The organism is Streptomyces sp. Y2F8-2, from assembly GCF_014905555.1.
GTDB lineage: Bacteria > Actinomycetota > Actinomycetes > Streptomycetales > Streptomycetaceae > Streptomyces > Streptomyces cynarae.
This window is the reverse complement of record NZ_BNGS01000016.1, coordinates 1-17681: the sequence shown is the minus strand read 5'-3', so window position 1 is coordinate 17681 and position 17681 is coordinate 1. Positions and strand designations below refer to the sequence as shown.

The window sequence follows — 17681 nt, the reverse complement described above, 5'->3', positions numbered from 1 at the left end:
AGCGAACGCGCTACTTGACGGAGCCTGCGGTCAGGCCCTTGCGCCAGAACCGCTGGAGACTGACGAAGGCGACGAGCAGAGGGATCAGCGACAGGAACGCACCGGTGATCGGCAGCAGCAGCGGCACTCCGCTGGCGAACTCCGAGCGCCACTGCACCAGGCCCACCGTGACGGGCTGCAGTGAGGGGGTGTTGAGCATGAGCGAGGGCAGCAGGTAGTTGTTCCAGATGCCGACGAACTGGAACAGGAAGACGGTCACCAGTGCCGGGGACATCAGCGGCAGGGCGATCCGGAAGAAGGTGCGCTGTTCGCCTGCTCCGTCGAGCCGTGCGGCCTCAAGGAGTTCGTCCGGGACGGACGACGCGGCGAAGATCCGGCACAGGTAGACGCCGAACGGGCTGACACAGCTGGGCAGCAGCACCGACCAGTAGGAGTTGGTGATGTCGAGCTTGGCCATGAGCAGGAACAACGGCAGGGCGAACATCGGCGCCGGAATGAGCACCGAGGCGAGGATGACGTTGAACACGCTTTCGCGGCCGCGGAAGGTGAACTTCGACAGCGCGTAGCCGGCCATCGCGGACAGCAGGGTGCCGACGGCGGCGCCGACGAGGCTGTACAGCGCGCTGTTGGCGAGCCAGGTGGGGAAGATGCCGTCCTCGAAGCTGAACACGTTCCTGATGTTGGTGACCAGGTCGAAGTGGGAGAACCACAGCGGCGTACCGGTGTAGAGGTAGCCCGATTCCTTGGTCGAGGAGACGAACAGCCACCACAGCGGGATCAGCGTGTACAGGGCCATCAGGCCCAGCACGCCGTTGACGACGACCTTGCTCGCGATGTCGCTGCCGCGCCGGGGCGGTCGGGTCGGTCGGCCGGCCGGAATCACGCTCATGCCATCGCTCCCTTGCGCTGGTTGTACTTGAGGAATCCGAACGAGAGCACGAGGGTGATCAGCGCGAGCACGACGGACTCGGCGGCGGCCAGGTTCTGGCCGCCCACGTCCATGCCCAGGGTCGTGTTCATGATCGGGGAGAACTTCGGGTCGACGCCCGGGATGCGCGCGCTGACCAGCACTGCCGGCTCGGTGTACAGCTGCGCTGTCCCGATGATGGAGAAGACCGTGGTCAGCACCAGCGCGGGGCGCACCAGCGGGATCTTCACCGCCCACGCCAGGCGCCAGCCGGTGCAGCCGTCGAGCGCGGCGGCCTCCGTCACCTCGGCGGGGATCGTCTGCAGCGCGGAGTAGATGATCAGCATGTTGTAGCCGGTCCAGCCCCACGTGAGCATGTTCCCGATCGAGGCCGGAACCCACGACGGCGACAGGAAGTCGACGTGCATCCCGATGTGGGACAGCGGTCCGGTGAACGGCGAGAGGTCTTTCAGCAGCAGGAAGGACCACATCACCGCGGCGATCGCACCCGGCAGCGCGTACGGCAGGAAGAACGTGAGCCGGTAGGTTTTCCGCAGCCGGGCCGAGCGGGAGTCCAGCAGGAGTGCGAGCAGGAGAGCCAGGCCGAGCATGACCGGGACCTGGACGCAGCCCAGCAGCACGACCCGGACGATCGACGCGATGAAGTCGTGGTCGCTGAAGGCGTCGGCGTAGTTGGACAGTCCCGCGAACTCCGTGGTCTGCGCACCGCCGAACAGCCCGGCGCGGTGGACGGTGAAGAAGCTCTGGTAGATCGCGTAACAGATCGGCGCGACCATCATGGACAGGAAGAGCACCGCGAACGGCGCCAGGAAACCCGACGCGGTCAGCGCGTTGCGGCGGCCGGTGCGCCGCGGCCGACCGGAGGGGGAGACGCGGCGGGTGGCCGCGGGCGCCGGTCGCGGCGGTGACGCGGTCCGGGTGCTGCTGGGACTGCTCATGGAAACCTCGCTGGGCGGTTCGTCGTCAGGGAGCGGGTTCCCGCGGCGCCGGACACTGGCGGCCGCGGGAATCCATCGGGGGCTGAAGTCCCGCTGCCTCAGCCGTTGGTCACCGACAGTCCGAGCTTCTTGATCGCGGCGACCGTCGAGGCCTGGACCTTGGTGACCGCGTCCGGCAGGGTGCCCTGACCGATGGCACCGGTGAAGTCCGACTCGACCTGCTGGAAGGTCGGGCCGTTGGTCCAGGTGCTGGGCACCTGCGCGGCGGAGGCCTTGTACACGTCACCGACCTTCTGGCCGCCGAAGTACGGGTCACCCCCCGTGAGTGACGGGTCTTCCTGACCGGCCTTCGACGCCGGGTACAGCCCGCCTTCGATGCCCGTCTTCACGGCCTGCGGGTCACTGGACAGGAAATCGGCGAACTGCACTGCTTCGCGGGGCGTCTTGCACCCGGTCATCACCGAGGTGGCCGAGCCGCCGCCGCTGGCGCTCTTGCCGTCGCCGGCCTCCCAGGTCGGCATCGGGGCGACCCTCCACTTGCCGGCCTCGCCCTTCAGGTCCGACTTCAGACCGCCGGCGGCCCAGGCCGGGCCGACGAACGTCAGCACCTTGCCGGCTTCCGAGGCCTTGTTGAACTGCGGGTCCCAGGCGCTGCCGGTCTTCGACACCAGCCCCTTGTCCTTCAGGTCCTGCCAGTAGGAGGCGACCTTGCGGGTGCCGGGGTTGTCGATGCTGACGGTCCAGCTGTCTCCCTTGGCCGAGTACCAGGACTGGCCGGTCTGCAGGGTGAAGGCCGCCAAACCGCCGGCGTCGCCGAGCATGGGGCCGAACTTCACACCGGGGTCGGCGGCGGTGACCTTCTCGGCGTCGGCCTTGTACTCGGCCCAGGTGGCCGGCGGCTTGGTGATGCCGTACTTGGCGAACAGGTCCTTGCGGTAGAAGAGGACCATCGGGCCGACGTCCACCGGAACCCCGTAGATCTTGCCGCCGACGCTGGAGGAGGAGACGGCCGACGGGACGTACTTGTCCATGCCGTCGCTCGCGTACTGCGTGATGTCCATGACCGAGTTCTTCACGAGCATCGACGGGATGGTCTGGTACTCGATCTGGGCCAGACACGGGCCCTTGCCGGCGGTGAGTGCGTTGCTGATCTGGGTGTAGCCGCCCTTGGGGCCCGACGGGATCTTCTTGAAGGTGATCTTGATGTTCGGGTGGGAGGCGTTCCACTGGTCGACGATCTTCTCGTAGCCGGCCCAGCCCCAGAACTCCATCTTCACCGGCCCGGCCTGGCTCTTGTCCGCGTTGTCGGAGGTGCTCTTGGTGCTGCTGCACGCGCCGAGGCCGGCCACGAGGAGCGCCGCGGTGGTGATCGTCAGAAGTCTGCGGGTGCGTATGGTGGTGCTGTCCATGTGAGGGAACCTTCTGTGACAGGGGCTGACTTGATGGATGGCCGGTGGGCGGGCGGGCAAGGCCCGTCTACCGGCTGCTGCTGAACTCCACGCCGAACGCGGTGGTGACCGCGGCCAGGACGTGCGGTGCCGACGGGCCCGGGCCGCAGGCCGTGCTGCCGAGGCCGTGGTGGGCGTGGTCGAGGTGCAGATGGAGTCTGCCGTCGCGGACCAGGTCGTGCTGGTGGGCCGCGGCGGCCAGGGCTTCGGTGCTCCATGGACGAACTGTCAGGTCGATGACCGGGTCGCCGGTGATGAGCAGGGTGCCGTCCGGGGTGGTGATCCTGGCTCGGCGGACTTGGTGGCGGTTGCCGTTCTCCTGCGGGCGGACCTGAGGGATCTGCATCGCCGAGACGGTCGACAGGTGGCGGCCGACGCGAGCCGCGGCGCGGGAGTCGCGGTACGCCTCACCGGGACCGGGACCGAACCACTCGACTTCGGCGTCGGTGCCGGGCAGCGACATCGCGACCCCCAGTCGGGGCAGCGGCACCGACCATGGGCCGTCGGGGGTGACGACGGCTTCCAGCCGGAGCCGGGCCTGGCCCGCATCCGGTGTGTCGCAGGCCGTCCAGCGGTAGACCACACCGAGCCCGGAGGAGGACCCGGCGGCGGCCAGCCGGGCGGTGACCGTGAGACCCGACGCGTCGGGCTCGACACCCAGGACATCGTGGCGCATCCGGTGCAGTCCGGCGGCGAGCCAAGCGCCGATCTGCGGCTCGCCGAAGGCGCTGAGCAGGTCGTTGTCGATCGGGGCCCGCCAGACGTCCAGCCTCGGACCGTCGAGCTCCAGGTCGCCGAGCCGTATCAGCACCCCCGTGCGGGCGTCGAACCGCGCGGGCCCCAGTGCGATGTACCCGTCACGGGCGATCGCCGGCGCCGGAGTGAAGGGGACGGGTGAGGCGGCCGGAGCCACGACCAGCCCCTGGGCCCAGGCGATCTCGTGACCGGCCCCGGCCCAGGTCTCGTCGGCGGCGAGCACCGCGGTCACGGTCAGCCACACCTCGTGGCCGGAGTCGTTCTTGCGCGCCGCATCGAGCGCGGCGGTGACCTCGGCGGGCCATTCGACGGTCGTCGTCGCGCCCGGAGCGGTCGCGGGCACGGTCAGGCCGCCGGAGCCCACCGGCTCGCCGCCGTCCTCGACGGTCCAGCGGAAGTCCAGGTAGCCGCTGTCGCGGACGTGGTGCAGGTTGTGCACGCTGATCTGCCGGGTCGCCGGGTCGATGTGGATCCGGACCGGTTCGATGACCTTCTTGTACTCGACCAGACCCGGCGACGGCGTGCGGTCGGGGAAGAGCAGCCCGTCGGCGACGAAATTGCCGTCGTGGACCTCCTCGCCGAAGTCGCCGCCGTAGGCGTAGAACGTGTGGGGGTCCTCCTGCCCGGTGAGCCGGGCGATCCCGTGGTCGATCCACTCCCAGATGAATCCACCGGCCAGGCGCGGATGTGCCTCGATGACCTGCTGGTACTCGGACAGCCCGCCGGGGCCGGTGCCCATGGCGTGTCCGTACTCGCACAGCACGGCCGGCAGGGCGCGGCGGTGTGCGTCGTCGGCCGGATCAGCCGTCGGTGCCTCCTGGCCGCGTCCCACGGCGGCCAGCTCGTCCACACCGATGTACATGCGGGAGTACAGGTCGACGTATGCGCAGCTCGCGAAGTCGCCCTCGTAATGGATCAGGCGGCTGTCGTCGCGCTGCCGGATCCACGCGGCTGCGGCGGCCAGGTTGGCTCCGGTGCCGGACTCGTTGCCCAGCGACCAGACGATGACCGAGGGGTGGTTCTTGTCGCGCTCCACCAGCCGCTCGGCCCGGTCCAGGTAGGCCTCGCGCCACGCGGGGTCGTCGCTGGGGTTGCGCCGCCAGCCGCCGGGTTCAAAGCCGTGCGTCTCGAGGTCGCCCTCGCAGAACACCCACAGGCCGTGCTCGTCGCACAGGTCCAGGAAACGGTGGTCGGGCGGGTAGTGGCTGGTGCGCACCGCGTTGATGTTGTGCTGCTTCATGAGCAGCACGTCGGTCACCATGGTGTCCTCGGTCAGGGTCCGCCCCGTCAGCGGATGCCATTCGTGGCGGTTGACGCCCCGCAGGGAGATCGGCCTGCCGTTCACGGTCAGGACGCCGTCCACGACGGCCACGGAGCGGAAGCCGATGCGCAGCGGTATCCGCTCGCCGGCTTCGGAGACCAGTTCCCCCGTGTACAGACGCGGCTGCTCGTCCGACCAGGGCTCGATGCCGTCGATCACGTGCGGGCCGGCCGGATCGGCGGCGGATATGCCGAGCTCGGGCACGGACAGGGACACCCGGGTGGGGGCGGTGACGTCGACGGTCAGGGTGCCCTGCCCCGTCGTGTGGTCGTAGGCGGCGTGGACGAAGAAGTCCTCGACACCGCGGGCGGCCACGGACACCGACCGGAAGATCCCGGACAGCCACCACATGTCCTGGTCTTCCAGGTAGCTGCCGGACGACCACTGGTGCACGCGGACCGCGAGTACGTTCCGGCCGGGCCGCAGACCGGCGGAGACGTCGAACTCGGTGGTCAGCCGGCTGCCCTTGCCGTCGCCGAGCCGGATCCCGTTGAGCCACACGGCGAACGCGGAGTCGACACCCTCGAACCGGAGCACCGCAGCCGATGCCGGGAACCCGTCCGGAACGTCGAACTCGCGGCGGTACTCGCCGGTCGGGTTCTGCCGGGGCACCCGCGGCGGGTCGACCGGGAACGGGTACAGGATGTTGGTGTAGGCCGGGGCACCGTAGCGCGGCTCGCCGGGCAGGCCGGTCATCTGCCAGCAGGACGGCACGGCGAGCAGGTCCCAGGCGGTGTCGTCGAAGTCCGGCGCGGCGAAGTCCCCGATGAGGTCGTCCAGCCCCGACGCCAGTCGGAATCTCCAGTCGCCGTCGAGCGCGATCGTGGGCAGGTCGGAAGCGAACGCGGCGCGCGGCCGAAGCCGTCCGGTGCCCGGCGACCGGTCTTCGACGTAGGCGTTGGGGTCGAGGCCGCTCATCAGTAAAGGTGTTTCCTTTCAAAATGCCCCGTCATAGCGGGCAACGGCATGGAAGGACTGCGCCGGCGGCTCATGAGGGTGTGCCGTGGCAGGTCAGGCGGTGCCAGGTGCCAAGCGGTCGCGCCGGGCGGGACCGCTGCTGTCCCGGACGGTCAGGGTCGGGCGCAGCAGCGATACGACATTGGTCGGCGGCCGGCCCGAGTCGACGGCCCGCAGCAGCAGTTCGACGGCCTGCTGGGCCATCTCGCGTTTGGGGAAGGTGACCGTGGTCAGTGCCGGTCGGATCCGCCCGACTTGGGCGATGTCGTCGAAGCCGACGACGCTGACGTCGTCGGGGATCCGCCGCCCGGACCGGACCACCGCTTCTATGGCACCGACGGCCAGGACGTCGTGGGTGGCGAAGATCGCCGTCAGCTCCGGATCCGCCTCCAGCGCCGCGCAGGCCGCGGCGAAGCCGCCGGCGGCGTCGTCGCTGGTGCAGGCGAACACCTTGCGGTCGTCCAGCTCGTCGGGGGCGAACGCCCGGCGCAACCCCACGACGCGCGGCGTGTGCGCGGGGAGGTCGGCGACCACAGCGACGTTCCGGTGGCCGAGATCCCGCAGGTGAGACCCGGCCAGGAACCCGGCGTGCTGGTAGTCGATGGACACCACCGGGAGTGTGGTCGGCGGGTCGCCCTCCCAGGCGAACAGCGCGACCGGGAAGTTGGCCGCGGCGAGCATCGGCAGCTGCTGTTCGACGCCGTTGTCCCCGGCGACCAGCAGTGCGTCCACCGAGCGCGCGGTGAGGTTCTCCAGGTGGGCCCGGGTGTAGTCGGGATCGTCGCGCGTCGTTGCGAGCAGCAGGTTGTATCCGTGGCCGACCAGGAGGTTCTCCACCTCCTCGACCACCTCCGAATAGAACGCGTTGGCCACCGATGGCACGAACAGCCCCACTGTCGACGTGCTGCCGGTGCGGAGTGAGCGCGCCACCAGGTTCGGCTTGTAGCCGAGTTCCGCGATCGCCTTGTTCACCTTCGCCAGGGTCTCCGGCCGCACCTTCTTGCCGGACACCACGTTGGAGACGGTCTGCTTCGTGACTCCCGCCCTCGCGGCCACATCCGCCATTGTCACCACGTAGGCTCCCGAAACTTTTATCGATCCACGAAAGTGGCGTCAGCGTAGGGCGACTGTCGCAGGAGGGCAAGGCTTCGTACCGTGGCCGTGATTCAGCCGTTACGCAGCGCGGTGAGGGCGTCATGAGCAAGTCATGGCTGTTTCAGCGACTTTAAGTGCGCGGAGCATTGACGGTTCCGGAAGTGCGACAGTAACGTCCCCGCCACGCTGATCCTATGGATCGGTCAACGTGGCGGGGTCAACGTGGCGGTGTCACCCCTGGTCCACCGCGCGCAACAACACTCGATGTCACCTCGCGCTCCCGCGCTCGGTGCGTCGGGGTGGTCCTCTCGGCCGCGACGGCCCCCAACGGCCGCGGTCCGGCCGCGGTCCGGCCGCAGCATCGCGAATGCTCCGCGCCGTCTCCAGCAGGCGGCGAGCGCCTGAACAGACCTGGAGAGGTCTCGTCCTGAGGAGAGGCAGACATGATCAGACCGGCCGGCGGCGACGCCGACCCGAACCCGGCCCCGGCGCGACGCAGTTCGCGCGTGAAGCGCTTCATCGCGGCCGCTGCCGGTGCCACCATCACGGCGGCGAGCCTCATGCTCACCGGCGTCGTCCCCGCACACGCCGCCACCACCGTCCACACGTACGCACCGACGGGAGTGGGAGGCGGTACGACGACGTCCCCGGACGTGGCGTCCACCAAGTACCAGGTGCAGGTCGCCGGTACGCCCGTCCAGGCTGTCCAGTACACCGAGAACGGCCACAACTTCGACATCGCGCGCTTCGCGTCGGACTCCCGGACACCGACGATCACGGTCACGCTGCCCAGCACCACGATCGACACGGTGAACATCTACCCGGCGCGCTACTACCCCTCCAGCAGCGTCTCGGTGAGCGCGGACAAGCACACCCTGACGTTCCAGATGTCAGCGGCCGCCGGGTTGAACCAGGCGATCGTGATGGTCAACGGCGACTCGACCAACGCCACGGGACAGCCCTACCTGGCGGTCGTCAACGACCCTCTGGAGGATCCGGCGCAGCGTCCGAACACCACGAGCGCCTCGGACGGTTCCGGCGTCAACCTGCAGACCGGTGTCCTCAACTTCCAGGAGTTCGCCGCGAAGTACCTCGCGGCGCACCCGAACAGCGCGGCTCAGAAGGCTCCCGCCGCGACGACGAGCTCCATGGCCGGCAAGACCGTCAACGGCACGGCCATCCCCGCCGGTCAGCAAACCTCGGCCGGGAGCCTGGTGAGCGCGAGCAGCGTCAATGTGCGGTACCCGAAGGTGCGGGTGATGGCCGCAGGCGACGTCACGTACGCCCTGCAGGCCGCCATCGACACCATCAAAGCCAACCCCACGGCGCTCAACACGCTCTACTTCCCGAACGGCACGTACGTGTGGTCCGGTCTCCTGGTCAACGGTGTGGACGGCAGCAAGCTCAAGGGCGGCAGGCTGAAGATCTACACCGACGAAGGGGCCCTGCTGAAGAACCGCATCCAGGCGTACATGGAGGCGTTCGAGCCGGCGATCGGGATCATCAACTCGAGCAACATCGAAATCGACGGCCGCGGCGTCTTCGACGGCAACGGCGTGGCGAACTACAACGCCTCCAGCAGCGGTGATCTGCACGACGCCTACCGCAGCCAGCACCAGGGCGGCGTCATGGTCATGCACTCGTCGGACATCACGTTCAACGACACCTACGAGCGCAACGCGAAGCAGTGGAACTACGAGACCCACAGCGCCAACCGCGTGACGTTCAACAACATCAAGGCCCTCACCCCGTACCGCCAGCCCTGGATAGACGGGACGGACTTCGCGAGCGGCCAGGACATCACCGCCAACGGCGTCTTCACCCTCGGCAACGACGACGCGTTCGCCTCCGGCCACTACAACCCCAGCGACGGATTCACCCCGCTGGCCTCCGGCGTGTGGAACAACTTCCAGCTCGGCACCTCCACGGCCGACGTCCAGGGCTATGTCAACGCGGTAGCCGCCCACGACACCGTCGCCGACGATCTCGGGTTCAACAACTACCACTGGGACAACGAGGACTCGAAGAACATCTCGGTCAGCAACACGCTGAACTGGTCCGTCGCCGCCGGCAACGCGATCCGGCTCGGATGGAGTTCGTACGGATACCGGCTCACCAACTACACGTTCGACAACTTCAACTCCGTGTCGCCGTTGGCCGGCGGCATCTTCACGCACAACAGCCCCAACCCGTACCCGCGCATCCAGAGCATCGTGGTGAAGAACAGCTCGATCGACACCTCCCGGTTCACCAAGGGACCGATCGGGCTCAACGGCGGCAACGGATCCACCCAGACCATCACCGCCGACCAGCAGGCGACCTACGGGTTCGCCCCCAACCCCGACGGGTCGGGCACCGCGTACACGTACACCCGGGCCCCGATCGGCACCTTCAAGCTCGACAACGTGTGGTTCTCGCAGCAGAACACGAGCAGCACGCTGAACGGCACCACGAACGCGACGCTGAACAACATCCGCGTCGCCGGCCAGCTCGTCGAATACACCAGCCAGCTCCCGCTGACGACGAGCGGGATCGGCACGCTGACCACCACCTACACGGACGCGAACGGCCAGACCCAGAACGTCAAGGCCGGCGCCCTCACCAACGGTGACACCTGGGTGGGTGCGTGGACCGGCGACCAGACCAAGAACAACTCCACGGACCTGACCCTCATCACCCGCAACACCGGGACCGGCCTGATGGGCGAGCAGTACACCACAGGATCCGGGGACGGAAAGCTCTCCTACATCCAGTTCCCCCTCAGCAGCCTCACCAGGGCACCCAGCCAGGCGACGCTCCACCTCACCTACGTCGGCCACCGCTATTCGACGGTCCCGTCGACTGACACCGACCAGTTGCTCGTGCAACCCGTCAGCGACACCACCTGCACCGGCGGCGGCACGTCCTGCCCGATCAACACGATGACCTGGCAGAACCGGCCGAGCTTCACCGCCACGACCTCCTCCGTCGCGAAGTCGGCCACCTTCACCCTCGGTTCGACCCTCATCCCCGAGGGCGGCGGGACCCACCAGGGCAACGCCATCGACGGCCGCGACATCACCGTCGACATCACCTCCTTCGTCCAGAACGCCTATGCGGCCAACCAGTCCACGCTCCTGCTCGCCGTCTGCAACGCGGGGGGCACCAACCACGAGCTGCGCTTCGTCAGCTCCGAAGGCGCCACCGGCTCCGGAAAGCTCACCAATGGGACCGCCGAGATGGCGCCCGGGGTGACCCTGACCCCGTAGACACTCGAGGCCGGTCCGTCCCCGCGGGGCGGGCCGGCCTCAGCCGTCCGGTTCTGCCGTCGACGGCTGATCCAGCCACCGCATGTCTGACAAAGCGCTGTTGTCCACCACCGCACCCGCACCGGTGGCACCCCTGTGCCCAGTTGTCCTCACCGTCCGACAACGGAGTCGCCCCATGCCGCTGCCCGACCTTCCCCTCAACCGTCGGCGTTTCCTCACCACGGCCGCCCTCGCCGCCGGCGCCACGGCCCTGCCCGGCTTCGTCTTCGCCTCCCAGGCCGCCGCGGCCGTACCGCCCCAGGTCACCCTGCCCGACCGCGGCATCTGGGACAACGCCACCGCCTCCGCCTGGACCGACGGGTTCCTGAGCGGAAACGGCGAGTACGGGGCCGTCTACTACGGGGAGCCGACGCTCGAGAAGGTGATCTTCAATCATCACCGGTTCGTGCTGCCCAACGGCAGCCGGAGCGTCATGCCGCCGGTGATCTCCGGCAAGCTGGAGGCGGCCCGGGACAAGGCGCTGGCCGGTGACTACGCCGGGGCCTCCACGACCTTCGCAGGCGGCTGGAGCCTGCGGTGGACGCAGAGCTTCCACCCCGGCTACGAACTGCAGCTGAGCACCCCGGGCATGACCACCGTCAACGACTTCGCCCGCATCACCGACTTCCGCACCGGAGAGGTCACCCACACCTGGACCGACCAGTACGGCACCTGGAAGCGCCACGTCTTCGTCTCCCGCGCCGACCAGGTCATCGTCCACGAGCTGCTGCCCGCCACCGGCCGCACCGTGGACACCACCATCAGCGTCAACACCGCTCTTGCGGGCGTGCCGACCAGCGTGTCCTTCTCCACCACCGCCACCGTCACCAGCGGCGACGGTTACCTGAACCTGCGCGGCACCTACCCCTCCGGCGGTGCCTACGGCTACGAGGGCGTCACCCGCGTCGTGGTCTCCGGCAGCGGCTCCTCCGTCACCGCCAGCGGGCAGACCCTGGTGGTCGCCAAGGCCACCAAGGTGCTGCTGCTGACCAAGCTCGGCCGGTACGAGACCTCCACCGGCTGGAACAGCCAGCCCCTGCAGACCGCCCTCGCCGCGCTGACGGCCGACTACGCCACCCTCCTGGGCCGCCATGCCCCGAAGCACCAGGCCATGTACGACCGCTCCAGCATCGACCTGAACGTCTCCGCCGCCGACCGCCGGCTGGCCACCAGCGAGCTCATAGCCCGCCAGAACAGCAACGCGTCCGCCATCGACGTCGCACTGCTGGAGAGGATGTACGACTCCGGCCGCTATCTCTTCATCAGTTCCAGTGGCGTCCTGCCACCACGCCTGACCGGCATCTGGACCGGCACCTGGAACGGCTCCTGGGCCGACGACTTCACCACCGACGCCAACATCAACCTGCAGGTCGCCGGGGGCAACATCCTCGACCTCACCGACGCCATGCAGGGCTACTTCGACCTGATCCTCGGGCAGCTGCAGCACTGGCGCGACAACGCCACCAACCTCTACGGCGCTCGCGGCTTCCTCGCCCCGTCCCGCACCGACGGCGAGTACGGGCACATGCTGCACTTCAACAGCGGCAGCTTCCCCGGCGAGGCCTGGACCGGCGGCGCCGACTGGCTGCTCTACCCGCTTCTGGAGTACTACCAGGTCACCGGCGACAGTGCCTTCCTGAAGAACAAGCTCGGCCCGGCCCTGATGGAACTGGCCCTGTTCTACGAGGACTTCCTCACCCGCACCGACTCCAGCGGCAAGGCCGTCTTCGTCCCCTCCTACTCCATGGAGAACACCCCGACCAGCACCGGCCAGGCGTTCTCCATCAACGCCACCGGCGACATCATGGCCGGCCGGCACGCCCTCCAGGCGGCGATCGACGCGGCCAACACCCTTGGCCTGGAGCAGGGCAGCGGCCAGGGCGTGCAGCGCTGGACCGCTCTTCTCGCCAAGCTGCCCGACTACACCGTCAACAGCGACGGGGCGCTCGCCGAGTGGTCCTGGCCGGGCCTGACCGACCGCTACAACCACCGGCACGTCCAGCACCTGTACGGCGCCTGGCCGCTGCACGAGATCAACCCCGAGGACAAGCCCGACCTGGTCAAGTACGCCCGCACGGCCCTGGACAAGCGAGGCGACCAGAATTATTCCGCCCACGGCAGCCTCCACCGGGCGCTGGCCCGCGCCCGCCTGAAGGACGGCCCCGGCGTCTACGGCAACCTGCTGAAGATCTACGGCCAGAACATGGTGTGGCGAAGTCTGATGACCTCCCACAACCCCAACCTGGACATCTACAACTGCGACGCCGCCAACACCATCCCCGCCGTCCTCGGCGAAGCACTCGTCTACACCCGCCCCGGTGTCCTTGAGATCCTCCCCGCCCTCCCCGACCAGCTCACGAAGGGCACCATCAACGGCGTCCGCGGCCGCAACCGCGTCACCATCCAGTCGCTGTCCTGGGACACGGCGGCCCGCACGGCCACCGTCACGCTCACCTCCGACATCGACCAGAACATCACCTTCATCTGCCGGCGCGGCATCACATCCATCAGCACCGGCGCGACGGTCACCACGTCGTCGCTGGGCAACCACGCCCGCATCGTGTCGCTGACCGCAGGAACGAGCACCACGATCACGATCGGCCTGCTGACCGGCCCCTTCAAGCTGGTCAACCGCAAGAGCGGCAAGGTCATGGACGTCTCCGGCTCCTCCACCTCCGACGGCGGGCCCGTCATCCAGTACACGTGGTCCGGCAGCGCCAACCAACAGTGGAAGCTGCTCCCCGACTACGACGGGTCCTACCGCCTGTCCAACGTCAACAGCGGCAAGGTGCTCGACGTCCCGGGCAGCTCCACCAGCAGCGGCACAGCCCTGGACCAGTGGTCGGACGCCAACGGCACCAACCAGTGGTGGAAGCTCGTTCCGGCGGCCACCAGCGGCTACTACCGCCTCGTCAACATCAAGAGCGGGCTGTGCGCGGACGTGCAGAGTGGATCCACCGCCGACGGCGCCAAGGTCATCCAGTGGCCCGCCAACGGCGGCTCCAACCAGGAATGGCAGCCAGTGGGGCTGTGACGGCCCTGGGCACGTGAGCGGCGGCCCCGTCTCCGGCTGCAACCCGATGCACAAGGAAGGCGCGATCATCCTCGGCATCGGAGGTGACAACAGCAAGTGGGCCCAGGGCACCTTCTATGAAGGCGTCATGACCTCGGGCTACCCCTCGGACACACCCGCGGCGAACACCCGCGACACCCTGCACCCACGTCAACCTGCTGCTGACGATCGGCGTCCGCACCGAAGGGACCCTGACCTCGCGATGACACTCGCAGTCCGTTACGAACCCGCCACCTCCATCATCCGCCAGGTGTCAGCAGTGCTTGCGATGGCTTGCTCCGCAGCGCTGCTGACATCCCTCACGACGCCGACCCCGGCCTCGGCCGCGACCCAGGCGACGTACTACGTCGCCCCCAACGGCGACGACGCCAACGCCGGGACGATTACCGCACCGTTCAAGACCCTGCAGCACGCACGGGACGTCGTGCGCACGGTCAACAGCAACATGACCGGGGACATCAACGTCTATCTCCGCGGCGGCACCTACCCGGTGAGCAGCACCATCGACTTCACGTCGGCCGACTCCGGAACGAACGGCCACCGTGTCGTGTACGCCGCCTACCCGGGCGAGAAGCCGGTCCTGGACGGGGGCGTTCAGGTGACCGGCTGGAGACAGCAGAGCGGGAACATCTGGAAGGCCCCGCTGAACCGCGACGACAAGCTCCGCGCGCTCTACGTCAACGGTAAGCGCGCCGAGATGGCCTCGAAGACGATCAACTCGGCCGGCTGCTACGGGACCTACACCGTCGCGGCCGGCCAGGCTCCCTGGGCCTGGGAGTCGGGTTCGCAGTGCGACGGGGCCAAGTACAGCCTCTCCGACCTGCCGGCCATCGCGTCCAACCAGGACGACGTCGAGATCGAGTCGGCGACGACCTGGACCACGGCCATCGTGGGCGTCCGCCAGATCACCACCAGCTCGGACGGCGCCAACCGCGTCGCCCTGTTCCAGCAGCCGGGTGCGGCCATCGCCCAGGCACCGCCGTACGGCCCGTTCAAAGCCGGCGGCAGTCATACGTTCATGAACGCCTACGAGTTCCTTGACCAGCCGGGCGAGTTCTACTTCGACAAGACGAAGCACACGCTGTACTACTACAAGTCCGGCTCCGAGGACATGACCACGGCGAAGGTCTTCGCGCCGAACAACGTGTCCACCCTCATCAGGATCGCGGGCACGTCCACGACCGACCACGCCCGGAACATCACGTTCTCCGGGCTCACGGTCGAGCACTCCGACTGGAACCTGGTCAATGTCGCGGGATCCGTCTTCCGGCAAGGCCAGCAGGGCAACGCCGGCTCGACCGTGTACGCGAGGCAGAACTTCCACGCCTACAGCTACCGCAACGTCGACCTGCCGCCGGGGATCATCCAGATCGAGAACGCCGACGGGATCACCCTGCAGCGCAACACGGTGCAGCACACCGGCGCCGACGGGATCACCCTGGCCAACGACGTGACGGACTCGCAGCTGACCGGCAATTTCACGAATGACATCGCCGGTTCCGCCCTCACCGTGGGACACCCCCAGCACGTGTACATAGGGGACTACACCTCGACCAACCACGAGAAGTACCCCGTGAACGTCGAGGGCGTCTGCAAGAACATCACCGTCACGGACAACTACCTCTACGACAGCGCGGTCCTGTTCCAGGGGTCCAGTCCCGTGTCGGCGTACTTCGCCGACACCCTGGACCTGGAGCACAACCGGATCGAGAAGTCCCCCTGGGCGGGCATCACGCTCGGCTGGGGATGGTGGAACTTCGACGGTTCGTCGGGCTCCATCAATCCCGGGAACCCGACCACCACGGCGAAGAACAACACCGTCAAGTACAACGAGCTCGTCGACACGATGCAGGTGCTCGGCGACTCAGCTCCCATCTACACGCTGGGCAGCCAGCCTGGAACCGAGATCAGCAACAACTACATCCAGGGCGTTCCGGCCGGCCACAAGTACGGGATGCACCCCGACGAAGGCTCCGCCTACATCAACTACCACGACAACGTGCTTGAGGTCGACCCGAACGTGGCCTACACCATCAACTCCGGCACCTGGGGCCGGCAGCACGACCTGAGCATCACCAACACCTACGGCACCGTCAACAAGATCTTCAGCAAGAGCGTCCCGAACAGCACCATCCAGGACGTGCGCGCGTACGCGGACAACGTGTGGCCGTCACAGGCTTACGACATCGCCGTGAAGTCCGGTCTGGAGGCCGCCTACAAGGACCTCGTCCCCGAGAGCAACCTGGGCCTGCAGGACTACGCCCTGCCCGCGAGCACGTTCACCGGCAAGGGCGTGTCGTCCATCCCCGTCCGCACCATCGGTGACGCGACCAGGACGCTCTGGTTGGCTCCCTCCGGTACGACGACGTTCGCCGTCGGCCCCACCATGACGAAGGCAGCCGGAACCGCGACGACCATCAACGTCCCGCAGACAGTCGGCGACTACCGCCTCTACGTCGTGGACGCCCAGGGGAACGCATCCCCCGCGTCGAAGTCGCTCGTACGGCAGCGATGGGCCTACCTCGACGACAAGGACTCCACTCTCACCTACTCCTCCGGCTGGTCGAACTGGAACGACTCCCGCGACTTCAACGGGTCCGAGAAGTTCACGAACAGGGCGGGCGACTACGTCCAGTACGCGTTCACCGGCTCGGGCGTTCGGTATCTCGGCATGAAGCAGCCGAACATGGGGAAGGTCGACGTCTACATCGACGGCGCCCTGGCTCAGGCGGGCATCGACGCCTATGCCTCGACGGTGACGAAGCAGGTGCCGCTGTTCGAGAAGACGGATCTCGCCGCGGGCCCCCACACAATCAAGGTCGTGTGCGCCGGAACGAAGAACACGGCCTCGTCCAACACCGTCTGCGCGCTGGACGCGTTCGCCTCCGTCCCCTTCCCCGCCAAGAACGCGTACTACAAGATCCTCAACAAGAACAGCGGCAAGGCGACCGACGTCTCGGGTGGATCGGCCTCCGCCGGGGCGAACGTCCTCCAGTGGAACGACACCGGAGCGCAGAACCAGCGCTGGCGGTGGGTCGCTGTCGGTGACGGCAGCTACGAGATCGTCAACCAGAACAGCGGTCAGCTGCTGGACGTCACCAGCGGGTCCACCACGGACGGCGCGGCCATCGTCCAGCAGCCCGACAACAACGGTGCGAGCCAGCACTGGACACTGATCGCCAGTGGGAACGGCTACTACAAGATCAAGAATGTGAACAGCGGCAAGCTGCTCTCGGTGTCCGGCTCCTCGACCGCAGCAGGCGCTCAGCTCGTTCAGACGACGGACACGAACGCCGACAGCCAGCTGTGGCAGGCGGTGAACGTGGACTGACCCCCTCCGCGTCACGGGTCGCACACCCCACTCACCCGCCTCGGTGTGCTGCTGGGGCGGACCAAGGGGGGCGAAGTACCTGAGGGACGGTGCCGGCGGAATGCGAGCCGGCATCCTCCCCGTGAACCTCTGCCACCGCGTACTCGCGTCAGAGGTGGGAGCGACCGGCACGATCAGCCGTTTCGCCTCGGTAACGGCCTCGTAGAAGATCGAACCAGGCCGAGGTGGTCTTGCCGGTGCTGCCCCTGAGCATGCCAACGACGATCACGAAGGCGTCCCAAGGACCTGCCGTCTGCGGCGGTCGACGAGAACAGTGGTCCGGGGCTCTGCCTTGTCCGACCCATCCCGCCCCCGAGAGATGCGTCAGCGGACCGGGCACACAGGTCACGAACGAGCAACGGTCCCCGGCTACCACTGAGACACTTGCCCGCTCAGTCCGTAGCCGATCAAGCTGGTGCCTCACCAGGACGTTGGTGAGACAGGAGAGGCGCTGAGACATGCCAGCTGTTCATAACCTGCGGCGTGCGGCCCTCGCCCTCGCCGAACT

General features: G+C 67.9%; 8 protein-coding genes and 1 pseudogene. 4 read left to right on the top strand and 5 right to left on the bottom strand.

Annotated elements, in window-relative coordinates; all coding sequences use genetic code 11:
* Nucleotides 1-10: 10 nt before the first annotated feature.
* The 5 genes from SY2F82_RS36885 to SY2F82_RS36865 form a co-directional block, all read right to left on the bottom strand.
* Nucleotides 11-889: a carbohydrate ABC transporter permease gene (locus SY2F82_RS36885; protein ID WP_200422140.1), complete on the bottom strand. Its 879-nt coding sequence runs from the start codon at nucleotides 887-889 to the stop codon at nucleotides 11-13.
* Nucleotides 886-1866 carry a carbohydrate ABC transporter permease gene (locus tag SY2F82_RS36880; RefSeq protein WP_200422139.1) on the bottom strand — a complete coding sequence of 327 codons (981 nt, stop codon included), beginning with the start codon at nucleotides 1864-1866 and terminating at the stop codon, nucleotides 886-888. Before SY2F82_RS36880 ends, SY2F82_RS36885 begins: the two co-directional genes overlap by 4 nt.
* 98 nt (nucleotides 1867-1964) lie before the next feature.
* Nucleotides 1965-3275, bottom strand: a complete 1311-nt coding sequence (locus SY2F82_RS36875; RefSeq protein ID WP_200422138.1) for an ABC transporter substrate-binding protein — start codon at nucleotides 3273-3275, stop codon at nucleotides 1965-1967.
* 67 nt (nucleotides 3276-3342) lie between these two features.
* Entirely contained in the window at nucleotides 3343-6309 is a 2967-nt protein-coding gene (locus tag SY2F82_RS36870) for a glycoside hydrolase family 2 TIM barrel-domain containing protein (RefSeq protein ID WP_200422137.1), read from the bottom strand.
* A gap of 93 nt (nucleotides 6310-6402) precedes the next feature.
* Entirely contained in the window at nucleotides 6403-7413 is a 1011-nt protein-coding gene (locus SY2F82_RS36865; protein ID WP_308437796.1) for a LacI family DNA-binding transcriptional regulator, read from the bottom strand.
* A 473-nt stretch (nucleotides 7414-7886) separates the two neighbouring features.
* On the opposite strand from SY2F82_RS36865, the gene SY2F82_RS36860 reads away from it, so the two are divergent.
* The 4 genes and pseudogenes from SY2F82_RS36860 (at nucleotide 7887) to SY2F82_RS36850 (ending at nucleotide 17134) form a co-directional block, all read left to right on the top strand.
* Nucleotides 7887-10691 carry a DNRLRE domain-containing protein gene (locus SY2F82_RS36860; protein WP_200422135.1) on the top strand — a complete coding sequence of 935 codons (2805 nt, stop codon included), beginning with the start codon at nucleotides 7887-7889 and terminating at the stop codon, nucleotides 10689-10691.
* A 175-nt stretch (nucleotides 10692-10866) separates the two neighbouring features.
* Nucleotides 10867-13764, top strand: coding sequence for an RICIN domain-containing protein (locus SY2F82_RS39615; protein WP_200422134.1), 2898 nt, complete (start codon nucleotides 10867-10869; stop codon nucleotides 13762-13764).
* Nucleotides 13679-13906, top strand: a pseudogene (locus SY2F82_RS40025) (arabinofuranosidase catalytic domain-containing protein); the annotation flags it as partial. The gene SY2F82_RS39615 and the pseudogene SY2F82_RS40025, both read left to right, overlap by 86 nt.
* 147 nt (nucleotides 13907-14053) lie before the next feature.
* Nucleotides 14054-17134 (top strand): RICIN domain-containing protein, encoded by a 3081-nt coding sequence (locus SY2F82_RS36850; RefSeq protein WP_236041852.1) that lies wholly within the window; start codon nucleotides 14054-14056, stop codon nucleotides 17132-17134.
* The last annotated feature ends 547 nt before the right edge of the window (nucleotides 17135-17681 follow it).

Coding starts and splice junctions, on each gene's coding strand:
- SY2F82_RS36870 (WP_200422137.1), bottom strand. CDS start 6,309: ATGAGCGGCCTCGACCCCAACGCCTACGTCGAAGACCGGTCGCCGGGC.
- SY2F82_RS36865 (WP_308437796.1), bottom strand. CDS start 7,413: ATGGCGGATGTGGCCGCGAGGGCGGGAGTCACGAAGCAGACCGTCTCC.
- SY2F82_RS36875 (WP_200422138.1), bottom strand. CDS start 3,275: ATGGACAGCACCACCATACGCACCCGCAGACTTCTGACGATCACCACC.
- SY2F82_RS36880 (WP_200422139.1), bottom strand. CDS start 1,866: ATGAGCAGTCCCAGCAGCACCCGGACCGCGTCACCGCCGCGACCGGCG.
- SY2F82_RS36885 (WP_200422140.1), bottom strand. CDS start 889: ATGAGCGTGATTCCGGCCGGCCGACCGACCCGACCGCCCCGGCGCGGC.
- SY2F82_RS39615 (WP_200422134.1), top strand. CDS start 10,867: ATGCCGCTGCCCGACCTTCCCCTCAACCGTCGGCGTTTCCTCACCACG.
- SY2F82_RS36860 (WP_200422135.1), top strand. CDS start 7,887: ATGATCAGACCGGCCGGCGGCGACGCCGACCCGAACCCGGCCCCGGCG.